The sequence below is a fragment of the Acinetobacter legionensis genome (assembly GCF_048552295.1).
Taxonomy (GTDB): domain Bacteria; phylum Pseudomonadota; class Gammaproteobacteria; order Pseudomonadales; family Moraxellaceae; genus Acinetobacter.
This window is the reverse complement of record NZ_JBIMCW010000022.1, coordinates 42999-69877: the sequence shown is the minus strand read 5'-3', so window position 1 is coordinate 69877 and position 26879 is coordinate 42999. Positions and strand designations below refer to the sequence as shown.

22 protein-coding genes are annotated in these 26879 nt (G+C 34.7%); 8 read left to right on the top strand and 14 right to left on the bottom strand.

Annotated features, from left to right (window positions below; translation table 11 throughout):
- Window positions 1-2: 2 nt before the first annotated feature.
- From pgi to ACG916_RS16115, 10 genes are all read right to left on the bottom strand, one after another.
- Window positions 3-1664, bottom strand: coding sequence for a glucose-6-phosphate isomerase (gene pgi / locus ACG916_RS16160; RefSeq protein ID WP_419330553.1), 1662 nt, complete (start codon window positions 1662-1664; stop codon window positions 3-5).
- Window positions 1661-2920, bottom strand: a complete 1260-nt coding sequence (locus ACG916_RS16155) for a UDP binding domain-containing protein (RefSeq protein WP_419330552.1) — start codon at window positions 2918-2920, stop codon at window positions 1661-1663. Before ACG916_RS16155 ends, pgi begins: the two co-directional genes overlap by 4 nt.
- A 14-nt stretch (window positions 2921-2934) precedes the next feature.
- The gene (gene galU, locus ACG916_RS16150) at window positions 2935-3810 is read right to left on the bottom strand and encodes a UTP--glucose-1-phosphate uridylyltransferase GalU (RefSeq protein WP_419330551.1); all 876 of its coding nucleotides are present in this window, start codon (window positions 3808-3810) and stop codon (window positions 2935-2937) included.
- Between the two features lie 17 nt (window positions 3811-3827).
- Window positions 3828-4448 carry a sugar transferase gene (locus ACG916_RS16145; RefSeq protein WP_419330549.1) on the bottom strand — a complete coding sequence of 207 codons (621 nt, stop codon included), beginning with the start codon at window positions 4446-4448 and terminating at the stop codon, window positions 3828-3830.
- Window positions 4449-4620: 172 nt separating this feature from the next.
- On the bottom strand, window positions 4621-5712 hold the full coding sequence (locus tag ACG916_RS16140) for a glycosyltransferase family 4 protein (protein WP_419330547.1): 1092 nt from the start codon (window positions 5710-5712) through the stop codon (window positions 4621-4623).
- Between the two features lie 31 nt (window positions 5713-5743).
- Complete coding sequence (locus tag ACG916_RS16135) at window positions 5744-6763, bottom strand: glycosyltransferase (protein WP_419330546.1); 1020 nt, start codon at window positions 6761-6763, stop codon at window positions 5744-5746.
- A 61-nt stretch (window positions 6764-6824) separates the two neighbouring features.
- Window positions 6825-7829, bottom strand: coding sequence for an EpsG family protein (locus ACG916_RS16130; protein WP_419330545.1), 1005 nt, complete (start codon window positions 7827-7829; stop codon window positions 6825-6827).
- Window position 7830: 1 nt separating this feature from the next.
- The gene (locus ACG916_RS16125) at window positions 7831-8838 is read right to left on the bottom strand and encodes a glycosyltransferase family protein (protein WP_419330544.1); all 1008 of its coding nucleotides are present in this window, start codon (window positions 8836-8838) and stop codon (window positions 7831-7833) included.
- Window positions 8831-9964 (bottom strand): non-hydrolyzing UDP-N-acetylglucosamine 2-epimerase, encoded by a 1134-nt coding sequence (gene wecB / locus ACG916_RS16120; protein ID WP_419330543.1) that lies wholly within the window; start codon window positions 9962-9964, stop codon window positions 8831-8833. The genes ACG916_RS16125 and wecB overlap by 8 nt, the downstream gene beginning before the upstream one ends.
- Window positions 9961-11214, bottom strand: coding sequence for a flippase (locus ACG916_RS16115; protein ID WP_419330541.1), 1254 nt, complete (start codon window positions 11212-11214; stop codon window positions 9961-9963). The genes wecB and ACG916_RS16115 overlap by 4 nt, the downstream gene beginning before the upstream one ends.
- Window positions 11215-11741: 527 nt before the next feature.
- Here ACG916_RS16115 and ACG916_RS16110 point away from each other — a divergent pair.
- From ACG916_RS16110 to bamJ (ACG916_RS16090), 5 genes are all read left to right on the top strand, one after another.
- A complete protein-coding gene (locus tag ACG916_RS16110; RefSeq protein WP_419330539.1) occupies window positions 11742-12842 on the top strand; it encodes a polysaccharide biosynthesis/export family protein in 1101 nt (366 codons plus the stop codon).
- A gap of 1 nt (window position 12843) precedes the next feature.
- Window positions 12844-13272 carry a low molecular weight protein-tyrosine-phosphatase gene (locus ACG916_RS16105; protein WP_314338655.1) on the top strand — a complete coding sequence of 143 codons (429 nt, stop codon included), beginning with the start codon at window positions 12844-12846 and terminating at the stop codon, window positions 13270-13272.
- 21 nt (window positions 13273-13293) lie between these two features.
- The gene (locus ACG916_RS16100; protein ID WP_314338653.1) at window positions 13294-15489 is read left to right on the top strand and encodes a polysaccharide biosynthesis tyrosine autokinase; all 2196 of its coding nucleotides are present in this window, start codon (window positions 13294-13296) and stop codon (window positions 15487-15489) included.
- 191 nt (window positions 15490-15680) lie between these two features.
- Window positions 15681-16388, top strand: coding sequence for a BamJ family beta-barrel-assembly machinery protein (gene bamJ, locus ACG916_RS16095; RefSeq protein WP_419330537.1), 708 nt, complete (start codon window positions 15681-15683; stop codon window positions 16386-16388).
- A gap of 46 nt (window positions 16389-16434) precedes the next feature.
- Window positions 16435-17124 (top strand): BamJ family beta-barrel-assembly machinery protein, encoded by a 690-nt coding sequence (gene bamJ / locus ACG916_RS16090; RefSeq protein WP_034614777.1) that lies wholly within the window; start codon window positions 16435-16437, stop codon window positions 17122-17124.
- Between the two features lie 263 nt (window positions 17125-17387).
- Here the strand turns inward: bamJ (ACG916_RS16090) and murJ are convergent, their stop codons facing one another.
- Both murJ and ampD read right to left on the bottom strand, forming a co-directional pair.
- Window positions 17388-18938, bottom strand: a complete 1551-nt coding sequence (murJ, locus tag ACG916_RS16085; protein ID WP_234624143.1) for a murein biosynthesis integral membrane protein MurJ — start codon at window positions 18936-18938, stop codon at window positions 17388-17390.
- A 74-nt stretch (window positions 18939-19012) separates the two neighbouring features.
- Window positions 19013-19600: a 1,6-anhydro-N-acetylmuramyl-L-alanine amidase AmpD gene (gene ampD / locus ACG916_RS16080; RefSeq protein ID WP_419330535.1), complete on the bottom strand. Its 588-nt coding sequence runs from the start codon at window positions 19598-19600 to the stop codon at window positions 19013-19015.
- Between the two features lie 475 nt (window positions 19601-20075).
- Between ampD and nadC the strand changes: the two genes are divergently transcribed.
- The 3 genes from nadC to ACG916_RS16065 all read left to right on the top strand — a co-directional run bounded on the left by nadC (window position 20076) and on the right by ACG916_RS16065 (window position 24285).
- Entirely contained in the window at window positions 20076-20921 is an 846-nt protein-coding gene (gene nadC, locus ACG916_RS16075) for a carboxylating nicotinate-nucleotide diphosphorylase (protein ID WP_419330533.1), read from the top strand.
- A 151-nt stretch (window positions 20922-21072) separates the two neighbouring features.
- Window positions 21073-22236 (top strand): DUF2135 domain-containing protein, encoded by a 1164-nt coding sequence (locus tag ACG916_RS16070; protein ID WP_419330531.1) that lies wholly within the window; start codon window positions 21073-21075, stop codon window positions 22234-22236.
- Window positions 22237-22407: 171 nt separating this feature from the next.
- Window positions 22408-24285: an LTA synthase family protein gene (locus ACG916_RS16065; RefSeq protein ID WP_419330529.1), complete on the top strand. Its 1878-nt coding sequence runs from the start codon at window positions 22408-22410 to the stop codon at window positions 24283-24285.
- 14 nt (window positions 24286-24299) lie between these two features.
- On the opposite strand, the gene ACG916_RS16060 is transcribed toward ACG916_RS16065, so the two are convergent.
- Together ACG916_RS16060 and ACG916_RS16055 are read right to left on the bottom strand one after the other, a co-directional pair.
- Entirely contained in the window at window positions 24300-24464 is a 165-nt protein-coding gene (locus ACG916_RS16060; protein WP_004723523.1) for an ABZJ_00068 family colistin stress protein, read from the bottom strand.
- 230 nt (window positions 24465-24694) lie between these two features.
- Window positions 24695-26875, bottom strand: coding sequence for a phosphocholine-specific phospholipase C (locus tag ACG916_RS16055; protein ID WP_419330527.1), 2181 nt, complete (start codon window positions 26873-26875; stop codon window positions 24695-24697).
- Window positions 26876-26879 lie beyond the last annotated feature (4 nt).

Genomic DNA, 26879 nt, shown 5'->3' with positions numbered 1-26879 from the left:
ATCTACTCTTTACCCAACAAGATCTTAATTAAGCCTTGTGTTGAAGCATCCAGTTGAGACACGTCTTTTTCTTTACCATTGAGGATAGGGAGTAATTGATTGGCAATTTCTTTGCCTTTTTCCACCCCCCATTGATCAAATGGATTGATATTCCAAATAACCGATTGTACAAACACTTTATGTTCATACAATGCAATCAGCATCCCTAAACTATAAGGGCTTAGTTCTTGTAACAATAGCGTTGAGCTTGGTTGATTGCCTTCATATTGTTTATATACGGGTAGGTCTGATAATTCATTGGCATTTAATGCTGTGTTACCAAAAGCCAATAATCGCGACTGGGCCAAGCAATTTGATAAAGCCAAATGATGCTGCTCAATTAAGGATTCTGCACTTTCTGCATAGGTAAATTGATTTGAATTATAACGCTGTACTGGCGCAATAAAATCACAACTGACTGCATGGGTTCCTTGATGCAAGAGCTGATAAAAAGCATGTTGCGCATTTGGGCCCACTTCGCCCCAGACAATTGGGCAGGTGTTTAAATCAACTTTTTGATTATTTCTTTGAATCGACTTTCCATTCGATTCCATCTCAAGTTGCTGTAAATAAGAAGCAAAATATTTTAGACGACCATCATAAGGCAATACTGCATGGGTCTGAATATTTAAAAAATTATTATTCCAGACTCCAAGTAACCCCATCAATACAGGAATATTCTGTTCAAATGAGGCTTTTTGGAAATGCTGATCAATCGCATAAGCGCCTGCGAGCAATTGCTTAAACCCATCAACACCAATCTGCAATGCAATTGGTAAACCAATACATGACCACAACGAGTAACGACCACCGACCCAATCCCAAAGTAAGAACTGGTTTTCTGTTGCGATTCCCCATTCTGTCATTTTCTCAGGCTTGGTTGAAACCCCAATAAAATGATGTTGGATCACACTGTTTTGCGTACCCAAATCTTTTTCTAACCACTGACGAACTGTTTGAGCATTGGATAAAGTATCAATGGTTCCAAAAGACTTGGACGAAATAATAAATAAGGTGGTTTCAGGGCGTAATTGATGTAGTAAATCAGAAAGCTGACTACCATCCATAGTTGAAACGAAATGTACTTTTAATGGTTTAGCAGTACTGACTTTATAGTCTGATAAAGCATGACTCACCATCAATGGTCCTAAATCAGAACCACCCACCCCAATATTGACCACATCTTGAATCACTTCACCTGTCGAACCACGACATTGTCCCGCATGGACTTTGTCAACAAGCTGATACATTCGATCTAATTGTTGATGTACCAATTCAGCCAGTTCAGGATAATCTTGATCATGTTTCGGTAAGCGCAGTGCCCAATGCATTGCTGCTCGGTCTTCCGTATAATTGATCGATTCTTCGGTAAATAAACGTTTGATCCATTGTGTTAATTGTTTTAAATCTGCAAATTTAAACAAGGCATCACATGCATTTTGGTCAATACGATGTTTACTATAATCAAAACTCAGTTGATTAAAATGTACTGAGAACTTGTCAAAACGCTGTGGATCCTGTTCAAATAAATCGGTTAAACGCAATTGCTGTTGTTCTACAGAAAGATTTTGCAATCGTGCTAAATGCTGCTCTCTTTGGTCATTGTCTAATATAGATTTTGTCATACTCGCCCTACACCCTGATAAGCAAAACCTTGTGCTTTGACGAAATCTGGATCTAACATATTACGACCATCGAGAATCAAAGGATGTACCATTTTCTGTAAAAGTTGTGAATAATCAGGACTCCAATATTGCTTCCAAGCCGTCAATAAACACAATGCATGTGCATTTTCTACTGCTTGGTACTGATCATGACATAAAATCAAATCAGCGCGTTCGCCATAGAAATTTGCTACCCGCTCTAAAGCTTGTGGATCGTGTAACTTTACAATCGCGCCTTGCGCCCAAAGCGCTGCAAGCATGGCATGAATTGGTGAATTCTCAATACTCGAGGTATTTTCTTTAAAAGAAGCTCCCCAAATCGCCACAACTTTACCTATTAACTGCCCTTGATAGTAATTCCAGAGTTTTCTAAATAAAATTTCTTTTTGTTGTTCATTGATATTCCAAACCTGATCCAGCAATTGGCTTTTGATCCCTGATCCTGCCACTGTACCTGTTAAGGTTAAAATATCATGGGAGAAATTTTCTCCACCGAAACCCACACCTGCAGATAAATATGATGCCCCAATTCGACTATCAGATGCTAACCCCTGTTTAACATTATGGATATCAATATTTAATTTTTCAGCGACTTGCGCCATATCATTCATATAACTGATGCGTGTTGCCAACATGCCAGAAATACTCAATTTGGTAAATTCAGCATCTAAAAATGGCATAAACAAATATTGATGTTTTAACTGAAAAAAAGGTCTTAATAATTCTTTGATAATCTGCTGTGTCGCAGATTGATCTACACCAACAATCACCTGCTTCAGGTCGATAAAACTTTGAATCGCATTGCCTTCTTGAATGGTATCAGGCAAATAAGCCCAATGATCAGCCACTAAAATTTGTTTAAACTCTTCAGTGCCTTGTAAACCGAACGTAGAACCATTGATCATCAGTCTTGGATGAATAATAGGAAAACGTTTTAATTCTTCAGCCAAGTGTTTGGCTTGAGCAAATTCAGAAGGATTAAAACTAAATAAAAAAACTTCACTTTGTAATTGAAGTTGTTTTAACCCGACCAATTGAATTGCATTATTTTTAATCTGTTTTTGAATGAGTTGATTTAAATCTTCATCTTGATAGTGTACTGAGGATTGATCATCAGCGCCTACTCGGGGACACCAATACACGTGGTGCCCATATTCAGCAAACAAGCCAGCGAGTACGCCAGCTTGGAGTGTTGTGCCAAATACACAAATATTCATATCAGATCCAATTATTATAAATTCAATTCTTTGATAAGCTGTTTAAATTCTTCACCCAACTTAGGATGCTCCACGCCATAATGCAATACTGCTTTTAAATAACCAATTTTACTACCACAGTCGAAAGTCTGACCTTTCATACGATAGGCTTCGACATTTTCTAATTTTTGTAAAGCTGCGATCGCATCCGTCAATTGGATTTCATTGCCTGCACCTTTAGGTGTCTGTTCTAATAATTGCATAATTTTAGCAGGCAGTACATAACGACCTACCACAGATAAATTTGAAGGTGCTGTACCTACAGCAGGCTTTTCGACAATCCCTTTCATCACGATACTTTCACCCTCAACAGGTGAAGATGCAACATCTACAATACCATATTGATCCACAAGATGATCAGGAACAGCTTCTACCATAATCTGCGATGCTTTAGATATATTAAAACGATGAATCATTCGCGCTAAATCATTTTCTGTACTTTTTTCTTTGACTAAAACATCTGGCAATAACACAGCAAAGTCATCATTTCCAATTACAGATTTTGCACATAAAACAGCATGGCCTAAACCCAATGGTTGAGGTTGACGTACACTGACCACACTTATATGTTTAGGTAAAATTTCAGTAATTTCTTTAAGTAGATCAATTTTTTTCTTATTTTCTAAGGTTGTTTCGAGCTCAAAATTACGATCAAAATAATTTTCTATAGACGCTTTTGATGAGTGTGTCACTAAAATAATTTGTTCAATTCCAGCAGCTACAGCTTCTTTAACAACATATTCAATTGCAGGACGATCTACAACAGTCACCATTTCTTTAGGAATAGATTTGCTTGCAGGTAAAAAACGTGTCCCTAATCCAGCAACAGGAAGAATGGCTTTTTTGATCATGATTTACTTTAACACTATTAATGATTGGTCGATTTGGTATCAGTTGTATCTGAACCTGAAAAACGGCTTGCTCCGACAGCTTGATCTGGCGAGTCAATACCTTCTTTTTTTAACATCACTTCTACTGTTTTAAACATAATTTTAAAATCAAGAAAAGTTGATTGTTTTTCAACATACTGTACATCTAAATCAAATTTTTCCTCCCAAGAAAGATTATTACGTCCGCTCACTTGGGCAAGACCTGTCATACCAGGTTTAACATTATGGCGACGCAATTGATGTGGAGTATAATGTTCCACAAATTCAGAAAGCTGCGGGCGAGGTCCAACAATACTCATATCGCCTTTAAGGACATTAATTAACTGCGGCATTTCATCTAAACTTGTTGAACGCAGCTTTTTCCCAAAAGGCGTAATACGCTGATCATCAGGTAAGGGCTGACCATCTTTATCAAAAGCATTTTTCATAGAACGGAATTTAATCATTCTAAACTGTTTACAGTCTTTTCCTGGGCGCTCTTGATAAAAAAAGATAGGAGAACCTAGATTTTTACGTACTTTATATGCCACTAAAAGGAAAATAGGCAACAGTAACAAAAGTGCTATTGATGCAATAATAATATCAACTAGTCTTTTCATCTGTATATTCTAAGCTCAATATTTACAAGCATGTTTTTTGTATATAAAACAAAAAAACCTAATAAAACAAATGATTAAATAAAGTCTTAATTAAATTTTTCTATTTCAACTCATTTAAATATTATCAACTACTTATAAACAATATTCAATAAAAAATGCATAATAGATAAAATTATTTACGAAAATAATATTTCTTATACTCTGAAGTCATATTTTCAATAGTAAAATTAGTTGTTACATGCTCATAAGCACAATTACCTAAATCTTTTATTATATCTGAGTTATTAATCAGAAAAAGCATTTTTTGCATAAGAAATTCTGCACCATCATCATACAATAAGCCTGTTTTGTTATCTAAAACAACCTCGGGAATACCTTCAACTTTTTTTGCGATTGCAGGTATTTTAAAGTATGCGGCTTCACAAAAAACTAATCCAAAAGCTTCCCATAAAGAAGGCTGGCATAAGACATCAATCGTATTAAGGAATTTGCTCTTATCATAGACCCAACCATACATATTGATACTATCTTCTAAACCATATTTTTTTATCATATTTTCGCAAGGTTGCTTTAGCTCTCCATCACCAGCAATTGTAAACCTATATAAACTAATATCAATTTTATGTGATAATAAATAAATTGCTTCAATAAATTCTAAAGGGTTTTTCTGTATATCCAATCTTCCTAAAAAAGCAAAATGAATTTTATCATTATTTTTCTTTGATAAAGGGGATAAACCTCTATAATCACAGCCATTATAAACAGTTTCTGTTTTTACTAAGGGATAGTACTTTTTATAAAATTTATTAACAGATAAATTATAATGTCCAAATAAGGTTGACAAATTTTCAGCAAAATAATATGCAAGTCTTACAAAAAAATTTACTTCTTTATGAAAAGCAATACCATGCACAGTATGAATAATTTTTTTAGTATTTGCTAAACGCGCTGCAATTCTTGCAAAAATTCCAGGTTTTGTTGAGTTTGTATGAATAATATCAAATTTATGCTTTTTAAAAATATCATATAAATCAAACATTACCTTAAAATCATGCACTCCTAACTCTCTTTTTAATGATCCTATTGTAATAATTTCAACATCAATAGCTCCAAATTTTTTAATGAAATCATCACTATTCTCATCAAATTCAGAACATATAATATATAACTGATGGCCTTCACCTTTCAAAGAAGAAAGGATATCATATGAAATCTGTTGAGCACCGGATAAAATAGGTTTAACTTGTACATGAGCAATTTTCATAAAAATTAAATTTCCATCATATTAAAAAAAATCAATCGTTTAGAAACAATTCCAGCCATAGTTTTTCTATTTTTTCAGGATGATAATTCTTTATTAACTTTAAATTGTTGGTAGAAAAATTTTTACGCAAAACCACATCAGAACATATTGCTTTTAAATGAATTGCATAAGCATCGATACTATATTCAGAAACAATTTGAGAGTTTTCTGTTCCAAGAATCTCTTTCGCACCAGTTGGAAAGTCACTAACTAAAACAGGCAAACCAAAGTTCATCCCTTCCAATAACACCATAGGGAATGCCTCAAACCTACTTGTCATACATAATAAAGAAGAGTTTCTATAATAATTTTCAATATCTTTTGAAAATTTATGTATTTTAACATAATTATTTAAACTGTACAGATTTATTGCTTCAATAATTGAGTGATATTCAGAACCTTCACCAATTATTTCTAAAGTCCATCCATCCTCGTAAACCGTTGAAAGTTTAAAAGCTTCAACTAAAAATTTGAAATTTTTTTGATACTCAAGTCGTCCTACTGCAATAATTTTTTTAGTATTTTCTTTATACTCATTTTCAACTGGAAAAATAAAATTGGGTATAACAACAGTATTTATACCATCTTTTTTAAATTTTATTTCATCAGTTTTTGTTAAACAAACTAATTTTACACCTGATTGATTATAAAAAAATTTTCTAATTAAGTTTCTTATCCCATTATGGTAATTATATTCAATGTGTTCACAAACAATTGGATTATAACCATATTTCTTTGAAAGAATAATATTTAGTAGGTTTAAGTCATAAGAAAATGTTACTAAAAAATCCTCCGAAGTAAGTTTAATATTTTTTCTTAAAGCTTGATAGTATTTCATCCGATGAGATACTTTATTGAATTTACCAGAAACAGGAAAATCTGAAATACCTAAAGATCTAATATTTAAATTTTCATAACCATCGAAAGCCACACTTGTTGTACCCGGAACCACAATAACTACGTTTTTTAATATTGTAGTTAACTGCAATATTACCCTTTCAGTTCCACCCATTCGGTGGATACCATTTGTTAAAAAATATATGGTCATAATAATCTACTTTACAAAATAAATATTAATTTAAATATCCTAAAAATGCATTTATACTAGAGTATATTTTATAAGAAAAAAATACACTTAATGGTAATGTCGAGAAGTATAGCACCTTTTTAAATTTCAAAGTTAAAATCAAATAGGGTAATAAAAGGTATTGAAATGGTATACCTAATCTTACCAAAATCTCTAACTCAGGTATAATAAAATATGAAATAAATCCTAATGCACCGTAAATTCTCAGATCATTTAATCTCTCTGATTCTAATTTAGGGGAAAGAATTAAAAGTATATAGCAAATAAAAGATATAAATCTAGCAATATTAGATACCTCATCATATTCGCTATTATTAATATAAACTCCTATTCTAGACATTAAGAACTCAGGAAGAAAATTAAATATTGAACCAAATTTAAACATTAGTAAAATAAGAATGAAAGTAATATGAACAATTTTCCCACTACTAATACCTTGAACACTCTTTCTGAGCCAAATAAATAACAAAGAAAATACTGAAAAAATACTTGAATAATGTGAAAAAATTGCTAAAAAGCTTATAGGTGTAAGTTTGAAAATTATTCTTTTTGCTCCTATTGGGCTTAAGTAAAAAATACTATACATGTAAACAAAGATGCTACTTGCTAACCCAAATCTGATTTGAATCAAGCAATGCATCACCCCATATGTTATCAACCAAAAAAAAAGTAAAAGTGTTGACTTTCTATATGAATTTTTAAAAAAATTTAAAAAAGAAAATAATAAAAATAGTTGAATAAAAAAAACATAGATTGAATAAAAAACTATCAAAGGATCAATAAATAGCAAACTACCAATATACTTTGAAATTTTCGAAAAAAAGTAAACTGTTGGCTCTATACCTAAAGAGAATTCAGTGCTCGAATTCATGATAATTAAATAATTATATTGATCTGGGTTTTTAATAACAAATAATGAAATATAAACCAGTATATAGGTTAAAAAAAATAGAATTAAAGGTATAAAAATTGACTTCTGATTTAATCTCATATTATATCACTTTAAATTTTTTAAAATTCTTTGATATTTCTTTTAAATAATTCTCGTCAGAATAATATCTTTTAAAAAGTTGTTCATATTCCGACCTAACATCATCAGAGCAAATTTTATTCGCTTCAAAATTTATCACTTTATCAATCATATCCAAATGTTTTTTTGAATTTATTAAAAATTCACCTTTCAAATTCAATTTAAAATCACTAATGAAATCAGAATAAATTGGAATAACTCCATTAGCCAAATATCCATTCATTTTAGTTGGAGTTGAAACATTATTGATAAGAATATTTTCTCTTATCAAAAAACCATACTTTATATCCTTCAATTTATCATTCAACTGTGAATACTCAACATAATCTACTACAATGTTTTCAACCTGATTTTTTTCAATTAAAAAAAATGCTTTCTCCTTTTCGGCTGTAAATAAAAACATTCTTGCGGCAGGTATTTTATATTGAATTCCTTTAAAAACTTGTAATGTTTCATTAATACATTGCCAATCAGATAAGGAGCCGGCATAAACAAAAGTTGGATCTTTATACTTCCCATCGTGAAATGCATTAATATTTAATTTCTGATTATAACAAGGCATGATCATAAAATTATTTTTTCTATAATTATATTTTCGCTTATAATGATCCAGCATTGCATCTGAAACAAAAAAATTAAACTTGGAAAAAAATAATACAAAGCGTTCGAAAAGTGATAGATATAGCCATCTTATATTTCCTTGAAAGCGTTTATTAGAAAAAAGCATTTTTGCTTCTTCTGGCGTAACCCCCTGAAACCAATGAAAAATAAATTGTTTTGGGTTTCGCAACCATGTATAAAAAAAAGCTTTTAGTGATATTGTTAAAACCTTATCACCTTTTTCAATTTTTTTTAAATCATCAACAACTAAAACCGTTTCACCATTTTCTTGCAATGATTTCTTTATAAGTTGTACATAGTAATCTGTAGCATCATTGCGCTCATTCTTTAGAAAAACTATTTTATACATTTCTTAAAATCTCAATAATTTTCTCACTTGCAGTTCCATCACCGTAAGGATTATGAGCAGCACTCATCCTCTTGAACTCTCTCTCACTGTCTATTAACAACTGTGATTCCTTTATTATATTTTCTTTAACAGCCCCGACTAGCTTAACAGTTCCAGCTTGAACAGCTTCAGGGCGTTCAGTTGTATTACGCATCACTAATACTGGTTTACCTAATGAAGGGGCCTCTTCTTGCACACCACCACTATCGGTAATAATAAAAAATGACTTATTCATCATGTAAACAAACTCTTCATACTGTAATGGTTCTATCAAATAAATATTTTGAACCTCCTTTAACATACTATTTACAATCTGACGTACATTAGGATTAAAATGAACAGGATACACAATATCAAGTGTCGGGTTTTTTAAAGCTATCTCTTTCAACGCTTCACAAATATTTAAGAAACCATCACCAAAATTCTCTCGACGATGACCAGTAACTAAAATAAATTTTTTATTATTTAGATTGGTATACTTACTTGTTATACTTCTATTAATTTTAGCTAATAAATTTTGATTATTTTCAATTTTATCCACTGTATATAATAACGCATCTATAACCGTATTGCCTGTAACAAAAATTTTTTCTTCATTCTTTTTTTCACTCAATAAATTTATTCTACTTATTTCAGTAGGGGCAAAGTGTATATCTGTCAAAATTCCAGTTAATTGACGGTTTGCTTCTTCTGGCCATGGAGAAGATATATCATAAGTTCGTAAACCTGCCTCTACATGCCCTACCTTAATTTTGGCATAAAACGCAGCTAAACTAGCGGAAAAGCTCGTTGTAGTATCTCCATGAACCAAAATTATTTCTGGTTCAAAATCCTCCAATACTTCTTTCAACCCTAACAGAACATTTGCAGTAATATCGAACAAATCTTGTCCTGTTTTCATAATATTCAAATCATAATCAGGTTTTATTTCAAAAATATTAAGGACTTGATCTAGCATCTCCCTATGTTGAGCTGTCACACATACTTTTGTTATAAACTCTTCAGGATAATTACATAATGCTTTTACAAGTGGTGCCATTTTAATAGCTTCAGGTCTTGTCCCAAATACTAACAATACTTTTTTCATAACTGCTTACCCTTAATCAATACAATCATTGTAACTGTTAAAATAATTTCACCAATTATCATCGAGTAAAGTATACCATCTATCAACATATTCGGAATAAGTAAGAGATTCATTAGTATTGTAATTGATCCACTAATAATAAAAGCTAACATATAAAATTTATCTAGTTTTTTTGCTGAAAGATATTGAATACCAAACACATTGTTCATTACACTAAAAAACAACCAAATCATCATTATTTGTAAAACATAAGAATAAACAACCATTTTTTCGCCATAAAAGATCGTAATAATAACAGGAGCAAACAACGCAACACTGCTTGAAATAATCAAAGCAATTAAAATCATTACAATAATCAGTTTCATTAAATATTGCTTCTGATGACAGCTGTCCTTTTGGAATTGTTTACAGCTTATTGGATACAATGCTTGAGTAATAGGTGCGAACAAACCAACAATTGCTTTAAACAGTTTTTCTATTGCAGCATATAACCCTACCACTGTATTGGAAGCGTAAAAACCTAATATTAATAGTCCAGATGAAGTTAAAACTGTACTTAACATAGTTGTTAAAAACAAATTTGAACCACCTTTCACATGTTTAAATAACTCTTGACGCGTTTGTAACTTAAAATAGATACCAAAGTCTTTTCTAATTAAGTGTAAACTATAGATTCCACCTATAATAGACCCTAATGAAACTAGCACAGGAACTAAAAAGTAATCTTCAGGACTTTTGATAAATATAAAAATACTGAGTGTAGATAAAACTTTTGATATTACGTTTATTACAGTAATAAATTGCATTTTTTCTACACCCTGATAAAACCATACAGGAAATAGTACTTGCCCTATCACTGATCCAAACGTAAGCCAATATATCAAAGCATATTGATTAAATTTTTGAACAAAACAAATCAAAATTGCCAAAATACCTAATGATAATATTGTTAAAATAACCTTAATAATCATCACGCTATTAAATATTTTTATCAATTCTTTATTATTTGATTTATTTAATGATATTTCTCTAGTCGCTGTATAATTAAAGCCATAGTCTGTTATTACAATGAAAAATGCCATAACAGCGGTTGCTAATGAAAGCACTCCAAACTTCTCAATGCCAATCACTCGTACTAGATAAGGTAAAGTCAATAAAGGCAATAAATAATTCAATCCTTGCACAGTTGCAAGAGAAATGAAGTTTTTTAGAAATACAGACTTATTTTTTAAAAATTTTCTTAAACTCATACAGCTTACTCTTGATGAGCCACTTTCTCATCAAAACCTTTTCAAAATTTTACATTTAAAAATCTGTAAACCGATTACCTAAAACTTATCGACATACACAACTTCTCATATTTTCACAGTGAATTATTACAGGTATTTGATACGTTGAAAATAGATTACATCGATAAGTTAACGAAATTATTCAAGCTACATCTTACGGAATGTTTGGACTACCACAGCACAGCAACAGAAAAAATATTTAAAAAATTATATTAAATTCAATAAATTATTGAATCACACTAATTTTAAGACATCCATATTATAAATCCATTTACACTATGAAAATTTAATATCTTTGTAAAATTGTGTAGACATTTCAATCTTTTTTCAAAACCTATTAACAAAAATACTATGCATGTATAAAAATTTCGGTTTTAATACAATTACTCCCCAATAATAAGATACCCAACCTGCCTTTTTTAGCTTACAATTCGCTTTCAAGATGAGATTCTAAGCAACAACTGCAATATAAAATAAGGGTTTTGAATGTGAAGTATCCGTACACATCATTGTTTACAATTTTAGCGATTTCGATTTCGTTTTCTGGTTGTGCGATCACTTCAGGACTTCAAACCTATGATCTGCCAGAACAAGGTCAATATAAAACTGATCAAGGTGCCGAACTTTCCGTTGTACAACTTAATCAAAATAATATTCCAAATCTAAATACAACTAGCCAATTAAGTTCAAATAATCTTGTATGGTTATTCAATAGCTCACAAAATATTTATCGTTTAAGCGCTGGTGACGTTCTTTCAATTCAGCTTTGGGCGTACCCTGAAATTACCCCACCAATCCAAGATGCAACCAATATTAAAGCTGTGGGGTACCCCATTGATCCAAATGGCAATGTCCAATTACCTTTAGTAGGCTCAGTGCGTATTGCAGGGAAAACTTTAGCGGAGACTAATCGCTTTTTACATCAGCAATTTGCAAAATACCTAAAACACCCAGATGTTGTGGTTCGTGTGCTTTCTTATGAAGGGCGTCGTTACTTTGTCAACGGCCAAGTCATGCGCAGTGGGCAATATACTTTAAATGATCAACCAATCAGTATCTATACTGCATTGGGTCAGGCAGGTGGAGTAGACACTAAAACTGGTGATACCACCAATATTCAATTAATCAGAAATGGACAGACTTATAACCTAAATACCATTCAGCTCGAAAAACAAGGATTGTCTTTACATCAACTATTGATCCAACCGAATGACACGATTTTCGTAAATACTAAACTAGATCAAAAACTTTATGTCATGGGCGAATCGAGTCGTAGTCAAGCCCTCACATTACGAGATCAAGGGATGACATTAAGTGATGTACTTGGTGAAAGCGAAGGAATTAACCCTACTTCAGCAAGTGCTGCACGTATTTATGTAATGCGTACTGACCTTAACACTAAACAGTCAACAATTTATCATCTTAATTTAAGTAGTCTAGGTAATTTAGCCTTAGCCAATCAATTTGCCATGCAAAAAAATGATATTGTCTATATTGATGCAACGGGCCTAACCCGCTGGCAACGTATTATGAATCAAGTAATTCCATTCTCAAGTGCCTTATATAGCTTTGATCAATTGGGTAAATAAGATGCAGATTCAAAACATATTAGTCGTCTGTGTTGGCAATATTTGTCGTAGTCCAATGGCAGAATTTTTTTTAAAAAAAAGCCATCCTGATTTACATATAGAATCAGCTGGGCTTTCGGCCATGGTCGGCTATTCTGCAGATGATAAAGCCATTGCCTGTATGGATAGTCTAAACATTGATATGCGTTCCCATGTTGCACGACAAATTAGTGCAGATTTGGTCAAAAAAGCAGATCTCGTTCTGGTGATGAGTAAAAATCAATCACAACATATTGAACAAAAATGGCCTTTTGCTAAGGGGAAAGTGTTTCGTTTAGGGCATTGGCAAGGTCAAAATGTGCCTGACCCTTATCAACATGATCAAGCTTTTTTTGATGAAACATGTAAAAATATCCAAGCTTATGCCAATGATTGGCAATCACATCTATAAATTTTAATTAGTTGTTTACCTATGAATCAAAATTCAAAAACTAATGATGATACGATTGACTTAAAAGAGTTGTTTTTCTCTTTAATCGCTCAATGGAAAGTGATTGCACTTTGTGTCATTTTAACTTTAATCTGTGCTCTACTTTATTTACGTGTAACATCACCTGTTTATTCTACTGATGCAATGGTTCAGGTAGAAGATGGTAAAAGTGCTGCTTCTGCTGCCCTTATGGGTGAACTCAAAGATGTTGCTGGTGGCTTGGGGCAAAAGTCTCCTGCCGATGCTGAAATAGAAATATTAAATTCACGACTTGTTCTTGGGAAAGTAATTCAGAATTTGAATTTAGATATCCAAATAGATGACAATGCCGATACTTTTTTGCATAAATTAGTTTCCAAAGAGAAATCTCATCTCAGTTATAGCACCAAAGCAGTTGATTTTCAAAAAAATCGGTCTAGTTTTTCCATATTAAAGTTAGATATCCCAGAATATTATTATGATAAAAAACTTACTTTAAAATTTATAGATAAAAAGAAGTTTAATCTAAGCTATAAAGACCAAATTGTATTTAAAGGTAATTTAAATCAACTTAATCAAGCTCAAGATAATAAAGGATTATGGTCAGTTCAAATTGATAGCTTAAACCCTTTTCAACAAGACTTTACTATTACTAAATTTGCACTTCCTTCAGCGGTTAAACTGATGCAAGAAAATTATTCAGTTGCTGAAAAAGGCAAAATGACGGGGGTTATTGGTCTTAGTTATATCGGAAATGATCAACAGCATATTACTCAAGTTCTCAATAATATTTTGAGTGTTTATCATGGACAGAACATTGAACGAAAAACCTTAGAGTCTAAACAGACATTAAGCTTTCTCGACCAGCAACTTCCAGAGCTTAAACAGCAGCTTGAAGAGTCTGAGATTAAATTTAATAAATTCCGCGAACAATACAATACTGTAGATGTCACTCAAGAAGCAGAGCTGATGTTAAAGCAAAATGTTGAATTGGAGAAAATGCGGATTGAGTTAAAGCAAAAACAAGCAGAATATTCTGCTAAATATACCCCTGATCATCCATTAATGACAGAGATCAACGCTCAACTCACTGCAATTGATAAGAAATCAACTGAACTTAATCAGGCGATTAAGCGTTTGCCTGAAACGCAACGTTTATATTTACAACTCTATCGTGATGTTAAAGTCAATACAGAACTTTACACTTCATTATTAAACAGCTATCAACAATTAAAAATTGTTAAAGCGGGTGAAATTGGTAATGTACGTATCATTGATACAGCTGTAGAACCTGTTAAACCCATTAAGCCACAAAAATTAATTGTACTTATTCTTTCTATTTTTGTTGGTGGCTTTATTGGAGTAATGATTGCTCTACTTCGAAATATGCTTTCATCAGGAATTAAAGATTCTAGCCGAATTGAAAATGAACTTGATCTCCCTGTGTATGCCACTGTGCCTCGCTCTCCAATTCAAGAAAGCCGTGTTCAGTTGTTGAAAAAGAAAAAATCGATTCCGATTCTTGCTGCTAAGAATAGTGAAGATATTGCCATTGAAAGTTTACGTAGCATTCGTACCACAATTCACTTTGCTTTAAATAAAGCAAAAAATAATATTATTGCGATTTCAGGACCCGCTCCAGAAATTGGTAAATCATTTATTTCGACCAACCTTGCCGCAATTTTTGCACAAGGAAATAAGAAGGTCTTATTGATTGATGCCGATATACGTCGAGGCTATTTACATAAATATTTTAGTCATGACACTTCACCTGGTTTAACTGAATATTTAGCAGGCCACAACACGCTTGAACAATGTATTGTACATTCAGATACCGTAAATCATTTAGATTTTCTGCCACGTGGTAAAAATCATAGTCATGCTTCTGAAATGCTCAGTTCCGATCGCTTTAGCGAATTATTAGAACAGCTTTCTCAGCAATATGATCATATTATTATTGATACACCACCTGTGTTAGCAGTAACAGATGGCATCATCATTTCTCAATTTGCTGGTGTAAACCTTGTTGTTGCCCGTTATGCAAAAACGCAGATGAAAGAACTGGAATTAACCATCAATCGCTTTGAACAAGCGGGAAGCAAAGTGAATGGGGTTATTCTCAATGATGTTCAAGCAACTGCTGGGGGTAATTATGGCTATAATTATGCTTATGCCTACACCGCATCCAAAGTTGATTGATATTCAATAAGTAGCGAAAAAGCCAGATTCAATCTGGCTTTTTTGTGCCAATTTTTTGATCAATATAACTGTATATTTTTAGTTGTCGCCATCAGATAACTATATCGTTTATGATGAAGAAGTTATATGCTTGAGCAGATTATGCTAATGATCAAATTAGCCTCTTAAAAGATTAAAATTTGGATATTTTTATGAGTAAAGCCTTACCCATCGCAATTGCTGTAATCTTAGGTGGTGCTGCACTTGTACCTGTTTATTATGCATCTCAACATCCTGCTGATGTAAACAGTCACTCAATGTCAAAAAATGCTAAACCTGTAGAAAAAATTAGTTATGCACTTGGTTATGAAGTTGCGAGCCAAACGCCACCTGAAGTCGATGTGAATACATTTATCAGCGGTATTCGTGACGGTCATGCTAAAAAACAACGTGCCTATACAGATGAAGAATTACAAACTGCATATGTTGACTTCCAAAAAGAAATGCAACAAAAGCAATTACAGCAAAGCAAAGAAACAGCCTCATCAAATGACTCATTCTTAGCTGAAAATGCGAAAAAAGAAGGTGTTAAAACAACGGCTTCAGGATTGCAATATAAAATCACCAAAGAAGGTACAGGTAAACAGCCTGCTGCTACTTCACAAGTCACGGTACATTACAAAGGTCAGTTGTTAGATGGCAAAGTATTCGACAGTTCATATGATCGTGGTCAACCAGTTGAGTTTCCTTTGAACCAAGTAATTCCAGGTTGGACTGAAGGTTTACAACTCATGAAGGAAGGCGGTAAAGCAACCTTATATATCCCTGCAAAATTGGCTTATGGTGAACAAGGTGTTCCTGGCACGATTCCTCCAAACAGCACTTTAATTTTTGATGTTGAACTTGTTAAAGTTAAATAACATTTACGAAAAGGAGAGATTTACTCTCCTTTTTTGGATTTTAATTATGAAAAAAACACTTATTGTGCTTAGTCTTAGTATGCTGAGTAGTGCAGCTTTCTCAGCACCGATTAACAATAAAAGCTCCCAACAAGATCAACTGGGTTATAGCTATGGTTATGTCATGGGACGTACCAATGCCGATACCTTAAAACAAATTAATTTAAATGCCTTTATCCAAGGGATCAAAGAAGGCTCTACAGGTCAGAAAGCAAGCTTAACTGATGAAGAAATGGCAAAAGCACTTGCACAATATAAACAGCAAACTGAAGCAAAACAAATGCTAGAGTTTAAACAAGCTGCAGATGTAAATGCCAAACAAGGTGAAGCTTTTCTTGTAGAAAATGCGAAAAAAACTGGTGTAATTACTCGCCCAAGTGGTTTGCAGTATAGTGTTTTACAACAAGGTACTGGAAAATCACCCTCTGCAAAATCTAAAGTTTCTGTAAACTATGAAGGTCGTTTACTTGATGGCACCGTATTTGACAGTTCTTTTGCACGGAATGAAGCGGTAGAATTTCAAGTTAGCCAAGTGATTCAAGGTTGGACTGAAGGTTTGCAACTGATGAAAGAAGGCGCGAAATATCGTTTCTTTATTCCAGCGAAACTTGCCTATGGTGAGATTGGTGCGGGTGATGCGATTGGCCCAAACAGCACATTAATCTTTGATGTAGAACTATTAAAAGTTTTACCTTAAGTTAAATGTGAAATAGCTTTTAAAATAAAAAACATCGCTCAATTGCGATGTTTTTTTATGCTCTAATAAAAAATCTTATCGCATTTCATAGAAGTAAATTCATACATCTATAAAGCTTACAGTACCGTATCTTATATTTAGAATTTAAATTCCCCAAACGCTATGGCGATATCCTTGTCACCATGCGTTAGATACATCACTTATGATTAAATGATGCTCAAAGTAAAAGCGGTTTCATTTATATTCTGTTGATTGGTCTTAATTTAGTGTTTTAAATGTCTTGGTCTAAATCCTGCAGCAAGCAGTGCAATACCATAAGCCACAATACCGACCAAACATAATCCGACAACTTCAAGAATTCGAAGCCATTGCGACGCTGTGCCATCATACCAAGTTAAAGCAAACCATAGTGCGCCAATCATTACGATATTGGCTATGGCAAATTGAACGAATAATTTTTTCCAATGCGCACCAAAACGGAAAATATTTTTCTTATGTAAATAAAAATATAACATCCCTGCATTGACCAAAGCTGAGCCTGAAGAAGCAATGGCTAAGGCCATATGCTCAGCTTGCCAATCAATCAATTTAAAAATACCAATAAAGATAATATTTAAAATCGCATTGGCTGCAACCGCCATTAAGCCGACACGTACAGGGGTTTTGGTGTCCTGAATGGCATAAAAGCCTGGTGCAAAAACTTTAATCAACATAAATGCCAGTACACCACCACTCATACATTGCAGTGCCATAGCGGTCATTTGCGTATCACGTGCATCAAAAGCCCCATGCTGGAAAAGTGCTTGAATGATTGGCGTAGATAACATGAACAAAGCAATACTGGCTGGCACCCCCACCAAGACAATCACGCGAGCAGCCCAATCCAGCATTCTACGGAACTTGGCCTGATCTTGCTCTGCTTTACTCACGGAAAGAGACGGAAGAATCACTGTACCGATTGCAACACCAATCAATCCAAGTGGCAACTCGGTCATACGTTCAGCACTATATAACCATGACACCGAACCATCTTGCATGAATGAGGCCCAAATTGTATTTAGTAATAAGTTAATCTGAGTGACTGATACACCAAATAAAGCAGGCAACATCAGTTTTAGAATTCGATCGACACCCTCATGTTTAAAATCAACTTTAGGTGGAATCAGTAATTTTTTATTCCATAATTCAGGTATTTGAATGGCAAGTTGTAAAACCCCTGCTGCAACCACAGCCCATCCTAAAGCCATGATCGGTTGAGCCATATGCGGGGCTAACCACCAAGCACCAGCAATCATTGCCACGTTGAGTAATACAGGCGAAAACGCTGGCGAAGCAAAAGATCCATAACTATTCAAAATACTGCTAGCAAATGCAGTCAATGACATAAACATCAGATAGGGAATCGTTAAACGAAACATATCTACAGCCAGATCAAATTTTGCAGGATCATTATGAAAACCAGGTGCATAGACATACAAGATCACAGGCGCAATGATCATACTGATCAAGGTTAACAGTGACATCACCATTAACAGGCAGCCAAACACACGACTAATGAGAATCTGTACTTCCGCATGCAGTTTTGTAGTTTTATATTCGGTGAGTACGGGAATAAAGGCTTGCGAAAAAGCCCCTTCTGCAAATAAACGCCTGAAAAAATTGGGAATACGAAAAGCAACCACAAAGGTGTCAAAATCCTTACCTGCCCCAAACACATTGAGCAAAACCATATCTCTGACTAAGCCCAAGACTCGTGACAACATGGTCATTGCACTGACAATAAAGGTGGATCGCCACAGCGCCATCGTATTCACCTAGTTAAAATAAAGTCGCTATTGTAATTAAATATTCTTAAAATTGCGTTGTTAAATCATAAACAGACACTTATTTACTTCGCTTGTTCTACTTTTAATTTTTTCTGATTCAAACTTTCTCTAAACTGCTGCCATTGAAAATGTGGTCCAGGATCAGTTTTTCGTCCTGATGCAATATCAGAATGTCCTGTTAAATGATGATCAGTTTTTGGATAAGCGTGTTGCAAAATGGCAACCACATCAACCAGTTGTTGATATTGGATCGCTTCAAAATCGCTATCATCACTTCCTTCAAGTTCAATCCCAATTGAATAGTCATTACACTCAACTTTACCCAGATAAGCTGAACGTCCAGCATGCCAAGCCCGATCATTAAAATTAACAAACTGGATAATTTCACCAGTTCTTAAAATCAATAAATGTGCAGAAACCTGCATACCCTCAATGGTTTGAAAATAAGGATGGACTGACCAATCCAGTTGATTTTGAAAAAACTGTTCAATATAACCACCACCAAATTGTGATGGTGGCAAACTAATATTGTGAATCACAATCAGCTGAATCTCTGTATTTTCAGGACGTTGATTATAGTTGGGTGATGGGACTTGTCTTGCGCCAATCAATTGACCATTTACGACCTGAAACTGTGGTGCAGATTGCATATCTTATTCCTACAGAATTTTTCTATTTTCAATAAAGCTGATTCTCAATATTTTAGTGTACTCTCGGGGCTGTTGACAATTCGTCTATGTTTGCGACGACGAGTATTTTTTAGGTGATACAAGGCACGAGATACGAAATTTAGTCATTCTAAATGAGTAGTTCGTAACGATGTAGTACCAAAAAATACTCTAGTCCTCAGCTTCGACTTTCACTGCGAATAAAGTAATACTTTGTTCTTGTTCAGATTATGACTAAAATTATTTCAGTCTGTATTATGAAACTTAAAAATAGTCTCACTATTCTCATTCATGTTTTACGATGTATACGTCTCGTGCTTAATTTGGACCGACAACGCAAACTATTTATGAAATGTTAACAGATCCTTATCTGTATAAAATAAAAACTTCTTCAAACTTGCAATGACAGTGCTAATATATCGCTCAGTTTTTAAGGGTGACTAAAATAGGGATATCCATGAGCATACCTGAATCTTTGCTTGAACAATCTATTCAAATTAATATTCAACAAGCACTCCAAGAAGATATTGGCGATGCTGATATTACTGCCCTACTCACACCAGAAGATGAGCAAGCGACGGCCACGATCATTTCGCGTGAAGATATGGTCTTGGCGGGACAACCTTGGGTCGATGCACTGATCAGAGCGTATGATCCAAGCGTACAGATTACTTGGCTTAAAAATGATGGTGACTGGGTTAAAGCCAATGAAACCATTTATAAATTGGCAGGTTCTGCGCGTAGCTTGCTGACTGTTGAGCGTCCTGCATTAAACTTTGTGCAAACCCTGTCTGCAGTCGCAACCAAAACGGCTGAATACGTAAAATATCTAGAAGGTACAGCAACCAAATTATTAGATACACGCAAAACTTTGCCGGGTTTACGGATTGCACAAAAGTATGCAGTTGCTGTAGGTGGCGGGCAAAACCATCGCCTAGGTTTATTCGATGCGTTTTTAATTAAAGAAAATCACATCATGGCTGCTGGTGGTATTGCTCAGGCAATTGCCAAAGCGCATCAAATCGCACCAGGTAAGCCTGTCGAAGTTGAAGTTGAAACATGGGATGAACTGAATCAAGCGCTTGAAGCCAAAGCAGATATCGTCATGCTAGATAATTTTAGCCAACAACAAATGATTGATGCGGTTAAACATGTTGCAGGGCGTTGTAAATTAGAAGCTTCTGGAAATATAACTCTTGAGAATTTAAGTCAAGTTGCACAAACAGGTGTTGACTATATTTCGATGGGTGTATTGACTAAAGATGTTAAAGCGATTGATTTATCTATGCGTTTTAATGACTAATCACTCAATCATATTCGGTCATAAAGCAGTATCTATATACTGCTTTTTTATTACAAAATATAACGATGAGTCAATAAATAATCAGCTAATTTTATGCAAAAGATCTTCTAAATAACAATCAAATTACGTGCACCAACAAAAGAGATAAACAATGAAAAAACATATTTTATATTCATCACTATTCGCATTATCTATTCCGATCCTGAGCCATGCAGACACAGTCAATGTGCATGTGTTAAGTGCAACAGTCAAAGATCAAAATATTGCCAATGCTGAAGTAATTTTGCAAAAAAATGGTGAGCGCTCTGCCTCAAGTTCTACCAATACAAGCGGCCGAGCCTCAGTCAATAGTAATACTATAGACAGTTCAGATAATTTACTGATTATCAAAAAATCAGGTTATTCAACACTGGTTGCAAAATGTCCATGTGATGGCATGACCTACGCCTTAAGTCCTGTACTCAAAGATCTCAACAGTATGCGAATTGTACTGAATTGGGGGCAAAACCCTTTAGATCTCGATTCACACTTAAGTTATAAAAATCAGCATGTATATTGGGACAGTAAACAAGGTTTGGCTGCAAATCTGGATGTGGATGACACCGACTCTTATGGCCCTGAAACCGTCACGATTGATAAACGTTTAGAAGGTCAATATTATGTGTATTCAGTACATGACTTTTCTGATCGGACTCAACCAACTACGACCAATTTATCCAATAGCCAAGCCAAAGTCATGGTCTATGCAGGGGAATCACTGATTCGTTCTTATTATATTCCAACTGGTCAAACGGGTAATTTATGGACTGTATTTCGCATTAGCCCTGAAGGTGAAATTCAAGACATCAATCGTATTTCAGGAACCACGGTTAACGCAAGCCAAGTGGGTTCAACAGTATCAAATTATCAAAATCAAACCACTCGGGTAAATATCGTTCCTGTCTCAGCAGATGCGCAAAAACGAGCCAAGACACTAAATTTAAGTGCGGATAAAGCCTATCAAAACAACCAGATTGAACAAGCTGCAATGCTCTATCAACAGTCTATCGACTACAATCCAAATATTGGCCAGACCTATAGTAATCTTGCCGTTGCTTATCAAAAGCTCAATCGTTCCTCAGAAGCTTTATGGGCAAATCAAAAAGCCATTGCTTTGGCGACCAATAACAATACCAAAGCTTACTCTCACTATAATATGGGTAAAATCTATGAAAATAATCAAGATTATGCCCAAGCTAAGCAACATTACCAATTGGCCAATCAATACAAACCAAGCGCGACTTATGATGAAGCGATACAACGTGTAAGCCCGTAAAAAAATTGCCCAAAGGATATCTACATTCTTTGGGCAACGTTGATGCTTTAGTTTGCTATTTTTTATTGATTAGTTTTAATTTTGCTTACAAAACAAGCAGTTTTTACATAGAAAAGCCGTCTGAATAAGCCTATAATCTTTGGCTTCCAATACATTCCTGTAATTAGGCCAATGAAGACTTTGAAACAACAAGTTTTGTTTTTACTTGTCGCTTTTTTATCTGTATTTGCTTTTTTCTTATATCAAGAAGATATCACGCGTTTCTTTCAATTACGTGACATCTATCTAAAACCACGTCTGTATAAATATGGCTTTTCAATTCTCTTAAACTACGCCTTTATTAGTTTATTTTATTTAATTTTAAGAAAAACCTTTGCGACCATTTTACTCAGTCAATTTATTATTTTTTTACTGAGCTTTATCAATATTAAGAAAGAGCAATATCTTTCTGCAAGCTTGGTTCCGAGTGATTTTTTATTATTTAAAGAAACCTTTATCGCCTCTCCAGTCATGCTCAAAATTGCGGTCTTTGTAGCAATTGCAGTGTTTATTGGACTATTTGTATTTCTGTATAAAAAAGAGAAATTAGGGACGAAGCCACTCCTCCTGACAAACAGTATTTTATCTTTTGCTATCCTTGGCTTCTTTATCACTGCAAATTTTAAAAATAATTTTAGTGAAGCTTGTGCCAATGCAGCAAAAAACTCAATTTGCCAATATGCAAAATATCTACCCAATACCCGTGGCGATTGGATTGGTGATCATTTAACCATTAAATATTTAGGTTTTTCGACCTTCTTCTTTTCCAAAACGGTTGATGGCTTAAACAATAAAATTTTCCAAACACAAGTCATCCCTGAAGAAAAAGTTGCCGCTTTTTATCAACCGATGGCGGTTGAACATGATGAAGAATCTACATCGAATCTAGCATCAGATGATCCGTCACAACAAAAACAATTGCCAAATATCGTTTTTGTGATGAGCGAGTCGCATTGGGATGCCAGAAAATTAGACAAAAGCATTCCACCTAACATCACCCCAACGATTAGTAAAAATCAGATTTCTAGCTTATTGTCTCCAAGTTTTGGTGGAGGAACTGCTAACGTTGAGTTTGAAGTGTTAACCAGTCTAAATACCTATTTAAATCATAATGAACTGGCTTATGTCTCAAAATTAAAACGTCCAACTTATTCATTACCGATGTATTTAAATACATTGGGTTATGAAACAACTGCAATGCATAACAACGGCAAATATTTTTATAACCGTAGCGCAGTTTATCAAAATCTAGGTTTTAACCGTTTTACTTCAATTGAAAATATGATCAACATGGCTGACCGTGCTAAATATATTAATGCTGCGGGTTGGGCTACTGATGATTTAATTTATAACAGTATTGAAAATCAGCTTAAAAATACGGATAAACCGCAATTTATCTATGCGATCAGTGTTGAAAATCATCCAATGTACAGTGATGATCGCTTTGGTAAAGATCATTTTAAAATCACCAAAGATGGTGTGAGTGAGAACAGTAAACGTGCACTGAATACTTATTTAACGGGTATGCAACGTGCTGACGATAAATTTAAAACCCTGATTGAGCATGTCAAACAGCTTGATCGCCCAACAATTGTGATTTTCTTTGGTGACCATTTACCCAACTTACAAAGCGTTTACGATGAGTATGGCTTCTTTAAATCAGAGCAAGAAAAATCTGAGAAAAAAGATGTGCGCTTCTTTGAAACACCGCTTGCAGTTTGGGCAAATTTCCCCATTGATCAAAAGCAATTTAAAGGGCCTTTTGTGGCAGCACATTTCTTAGCACCCAAAGTATTAGAAGCTGCGCATATTCCCCTTTCACCTTACTATGCTTTTGTGAATAAGGTGGGTTCTTGTTATAGCACTGTTCATCAAACAGGCACACAAACGCAAAAATCTTGTGAATTTAATCAAGCTGAGATTCTACAACAGTATAAAGACATGAATATGGATGTGTTAAATGGTAAGAATTTCACTTATCAGATGTTAAAATCTAAAGCTGAAAGCTAGTCCTGCCCAAATGATCAAGAAGGTTCTCCAGAGTCTTCTTGATCATGCTGCTGTTCAGCATGTTGTTGCGGTTCATTATTTTTTGCGTCAAATTCTTTGCTTTCGAAATCTTCACGGCGTGGATCTCCAGCCATCAATACAAAGGTAATCACTGCGAATAGAACAATGAGTATTTTCATAAGCCTGCCATTTGCTAAAGTTTGAAATATTCTAAATATCGGTTGATGAAAAGATTTGTAGAGTCTGTATACGAAACAAGGGATTTCAGCTGATTTATGTATCTATTGAAGTAAATAGATGATTGGAATCTTAATCATGTAAGTTTGCGCAAATTATGTGGCCTTCTATCAACTAAAAATAAGGTGCAATTCGCACCTTATTTAAATTATAAAAATTCAGCTATTTAAAATTAAGATTCTATAAATCCCATATAAGGGTCAGAAAATGAATCTTTACCCGTTTCAATACGCCCAGCAAAACGACGTTTAAAGGTGCTATCGCCCTCTATTGTTACAGTAAAATCATACCAACCACCGAAATCAGACATATTCCAATTCAACTCCTTTTCTGTAGAAGCCGTTTCGATATTCCATGTCTTATTGGGTAGATAAGCATTGGCTTTCACTGTCAATTTTGCTGTTTTCGTAGCGTCATTACGAACTTTTAAATAGAGTTTAGGATCACATTCTTCAACACATACACGCACTTCTGGCAATGCCTCTATTTGTGCAGACTTGGCTAAATCACCTGCAAAGCCACGATGGAAGCCATTTGGACCCAACACCCATAAATCATATAGTCCATTTGAAGCTTTCCATACATCGTCCAATTGCTTACCTGCTTCAACCATATAACGACGAGGAATCGCATCTAAATTCAATTTGTCATAAACATGGAAAACTGCAGCGTGTGTTCCTGTATTGGAGAACATTAACTTCACCGTTTTTGTTGCCACATCAACTTTCGCACTACTATGTAAAATATAAGGCAATGCCCGAGACAATCGTGTTCCTAACTCTTGAACAGGATAGACCTGACTTAAAGGACGGGAAACCGGCGGCAATAGCGCTTGCGCATTACGAATCGCATCTGCATCATTCTTGGTTTTTTTACCCATCAAGTCCGAAATAGCTGTGGTATTTGGATTTTTAAAGTCAAAAGCTGTTGTTAAATCACCACATACAGCACGGCGATATGGACTAATATTCGGTTCTTGCACGCCAAAACGTTGCTCTAAGAAACGAATAACAGACGAATGATCAAAAACCTGTGAATTTACCCAACCACCACGGCTCCAGGGAGAAATCACATACATAGGTACGCGTATTCCTGGACCATAGACTCCCACACCATTACTGACTTTAGGATCAGTAAAGTTAGGTTGTCCTGCTGAAGCTTTAGGATGCGTAGCGTATTCATATGAGATTTGTTCATCACTCAAAGTGGTTTTACCTTGCATCACACCTGAAGCGTCTTTTGAAGGTGCACTTGGTGATGGAACGTGGTCAAAAAAGCCATTATTTTCATCAAAGTTGACCAATAAAACCGTTTGGCTCCAAATTGCAGGGTTTTCCGTTAAAGCGTTTAAAACTTCCTGAATATACCAAGCACCTTGTACAGGGCTTGATGGTCCTGGATGCTCACTATAGGCCGCAGGTGCAACCATCCAACTGACTTGAGGTAATTGACCTTTGGCAATATCATCTTTAAATGAAGCAAGAAATCCACCATCAGGCATCGTATTGGCAATCCCTTTATACAACGGTTGTGTTGCATCAATGGCTGGATCATAAGCAGGACACGTGCTGTCATTGTTTACAGGTTTACCAGACAACTCATTGGCACGGCGATATTGTTTAAAGCCAGCCAAAGGATTGTCGGTAAAGTTATCTGGCATATTTTGATAAACTTTCCACGTCACACCCGCTTGTTGTAGGCGCTCAGGATAGGTTGTCCAATCATAGCCTGTGCTTGATGCACCAATACTGTCCAAGTCATTTACGACACTGGCAACACCCGCAGCTTTCGGACCGTTTGAACCTGCCCATAAGAACATACGATTCGAATTGGTTCCTGTATGCATTGCACAATGATATGCATCACACAGGGTAAAGGCGTTGGCAAGTGAGAACTGAAATTCAACTTCTTTTTGTTTGTAATATCCCATAGATTGGGGTTGTTTATACTGTACCCAATTGCCCATACGCCCATGGTTCCAAGCAAATTGCCCATCTGTCCATGAGTGTGGCGTACCGCTAACACGTTGTGCATTGCCACGCGTGCTGTCTAAATGATAGGGAAAGATTTTATTCTTATCTTTATCGTATTGTTCCCAAATCTTACGGTTGTCGGATAGCGGAATCGTAAAACGATCACCAAACCCACGAACACCCTTTAACGTTCCAAAATAATTATCAAACGAGCGATTTTCTTGCGTCAAAATGATGACATGTTTTACATCTTTAATCGTGCCTGTTTCGACTTTGGCGTCAATGGCTAAAGCTTTTTGGATGCTGGCTGGAAAGCTGGCTAAAGCGGCTGTACCAAATATTGTTTTTGTAGAATTGACTAAAAAATCACGACGGTTCATCTCT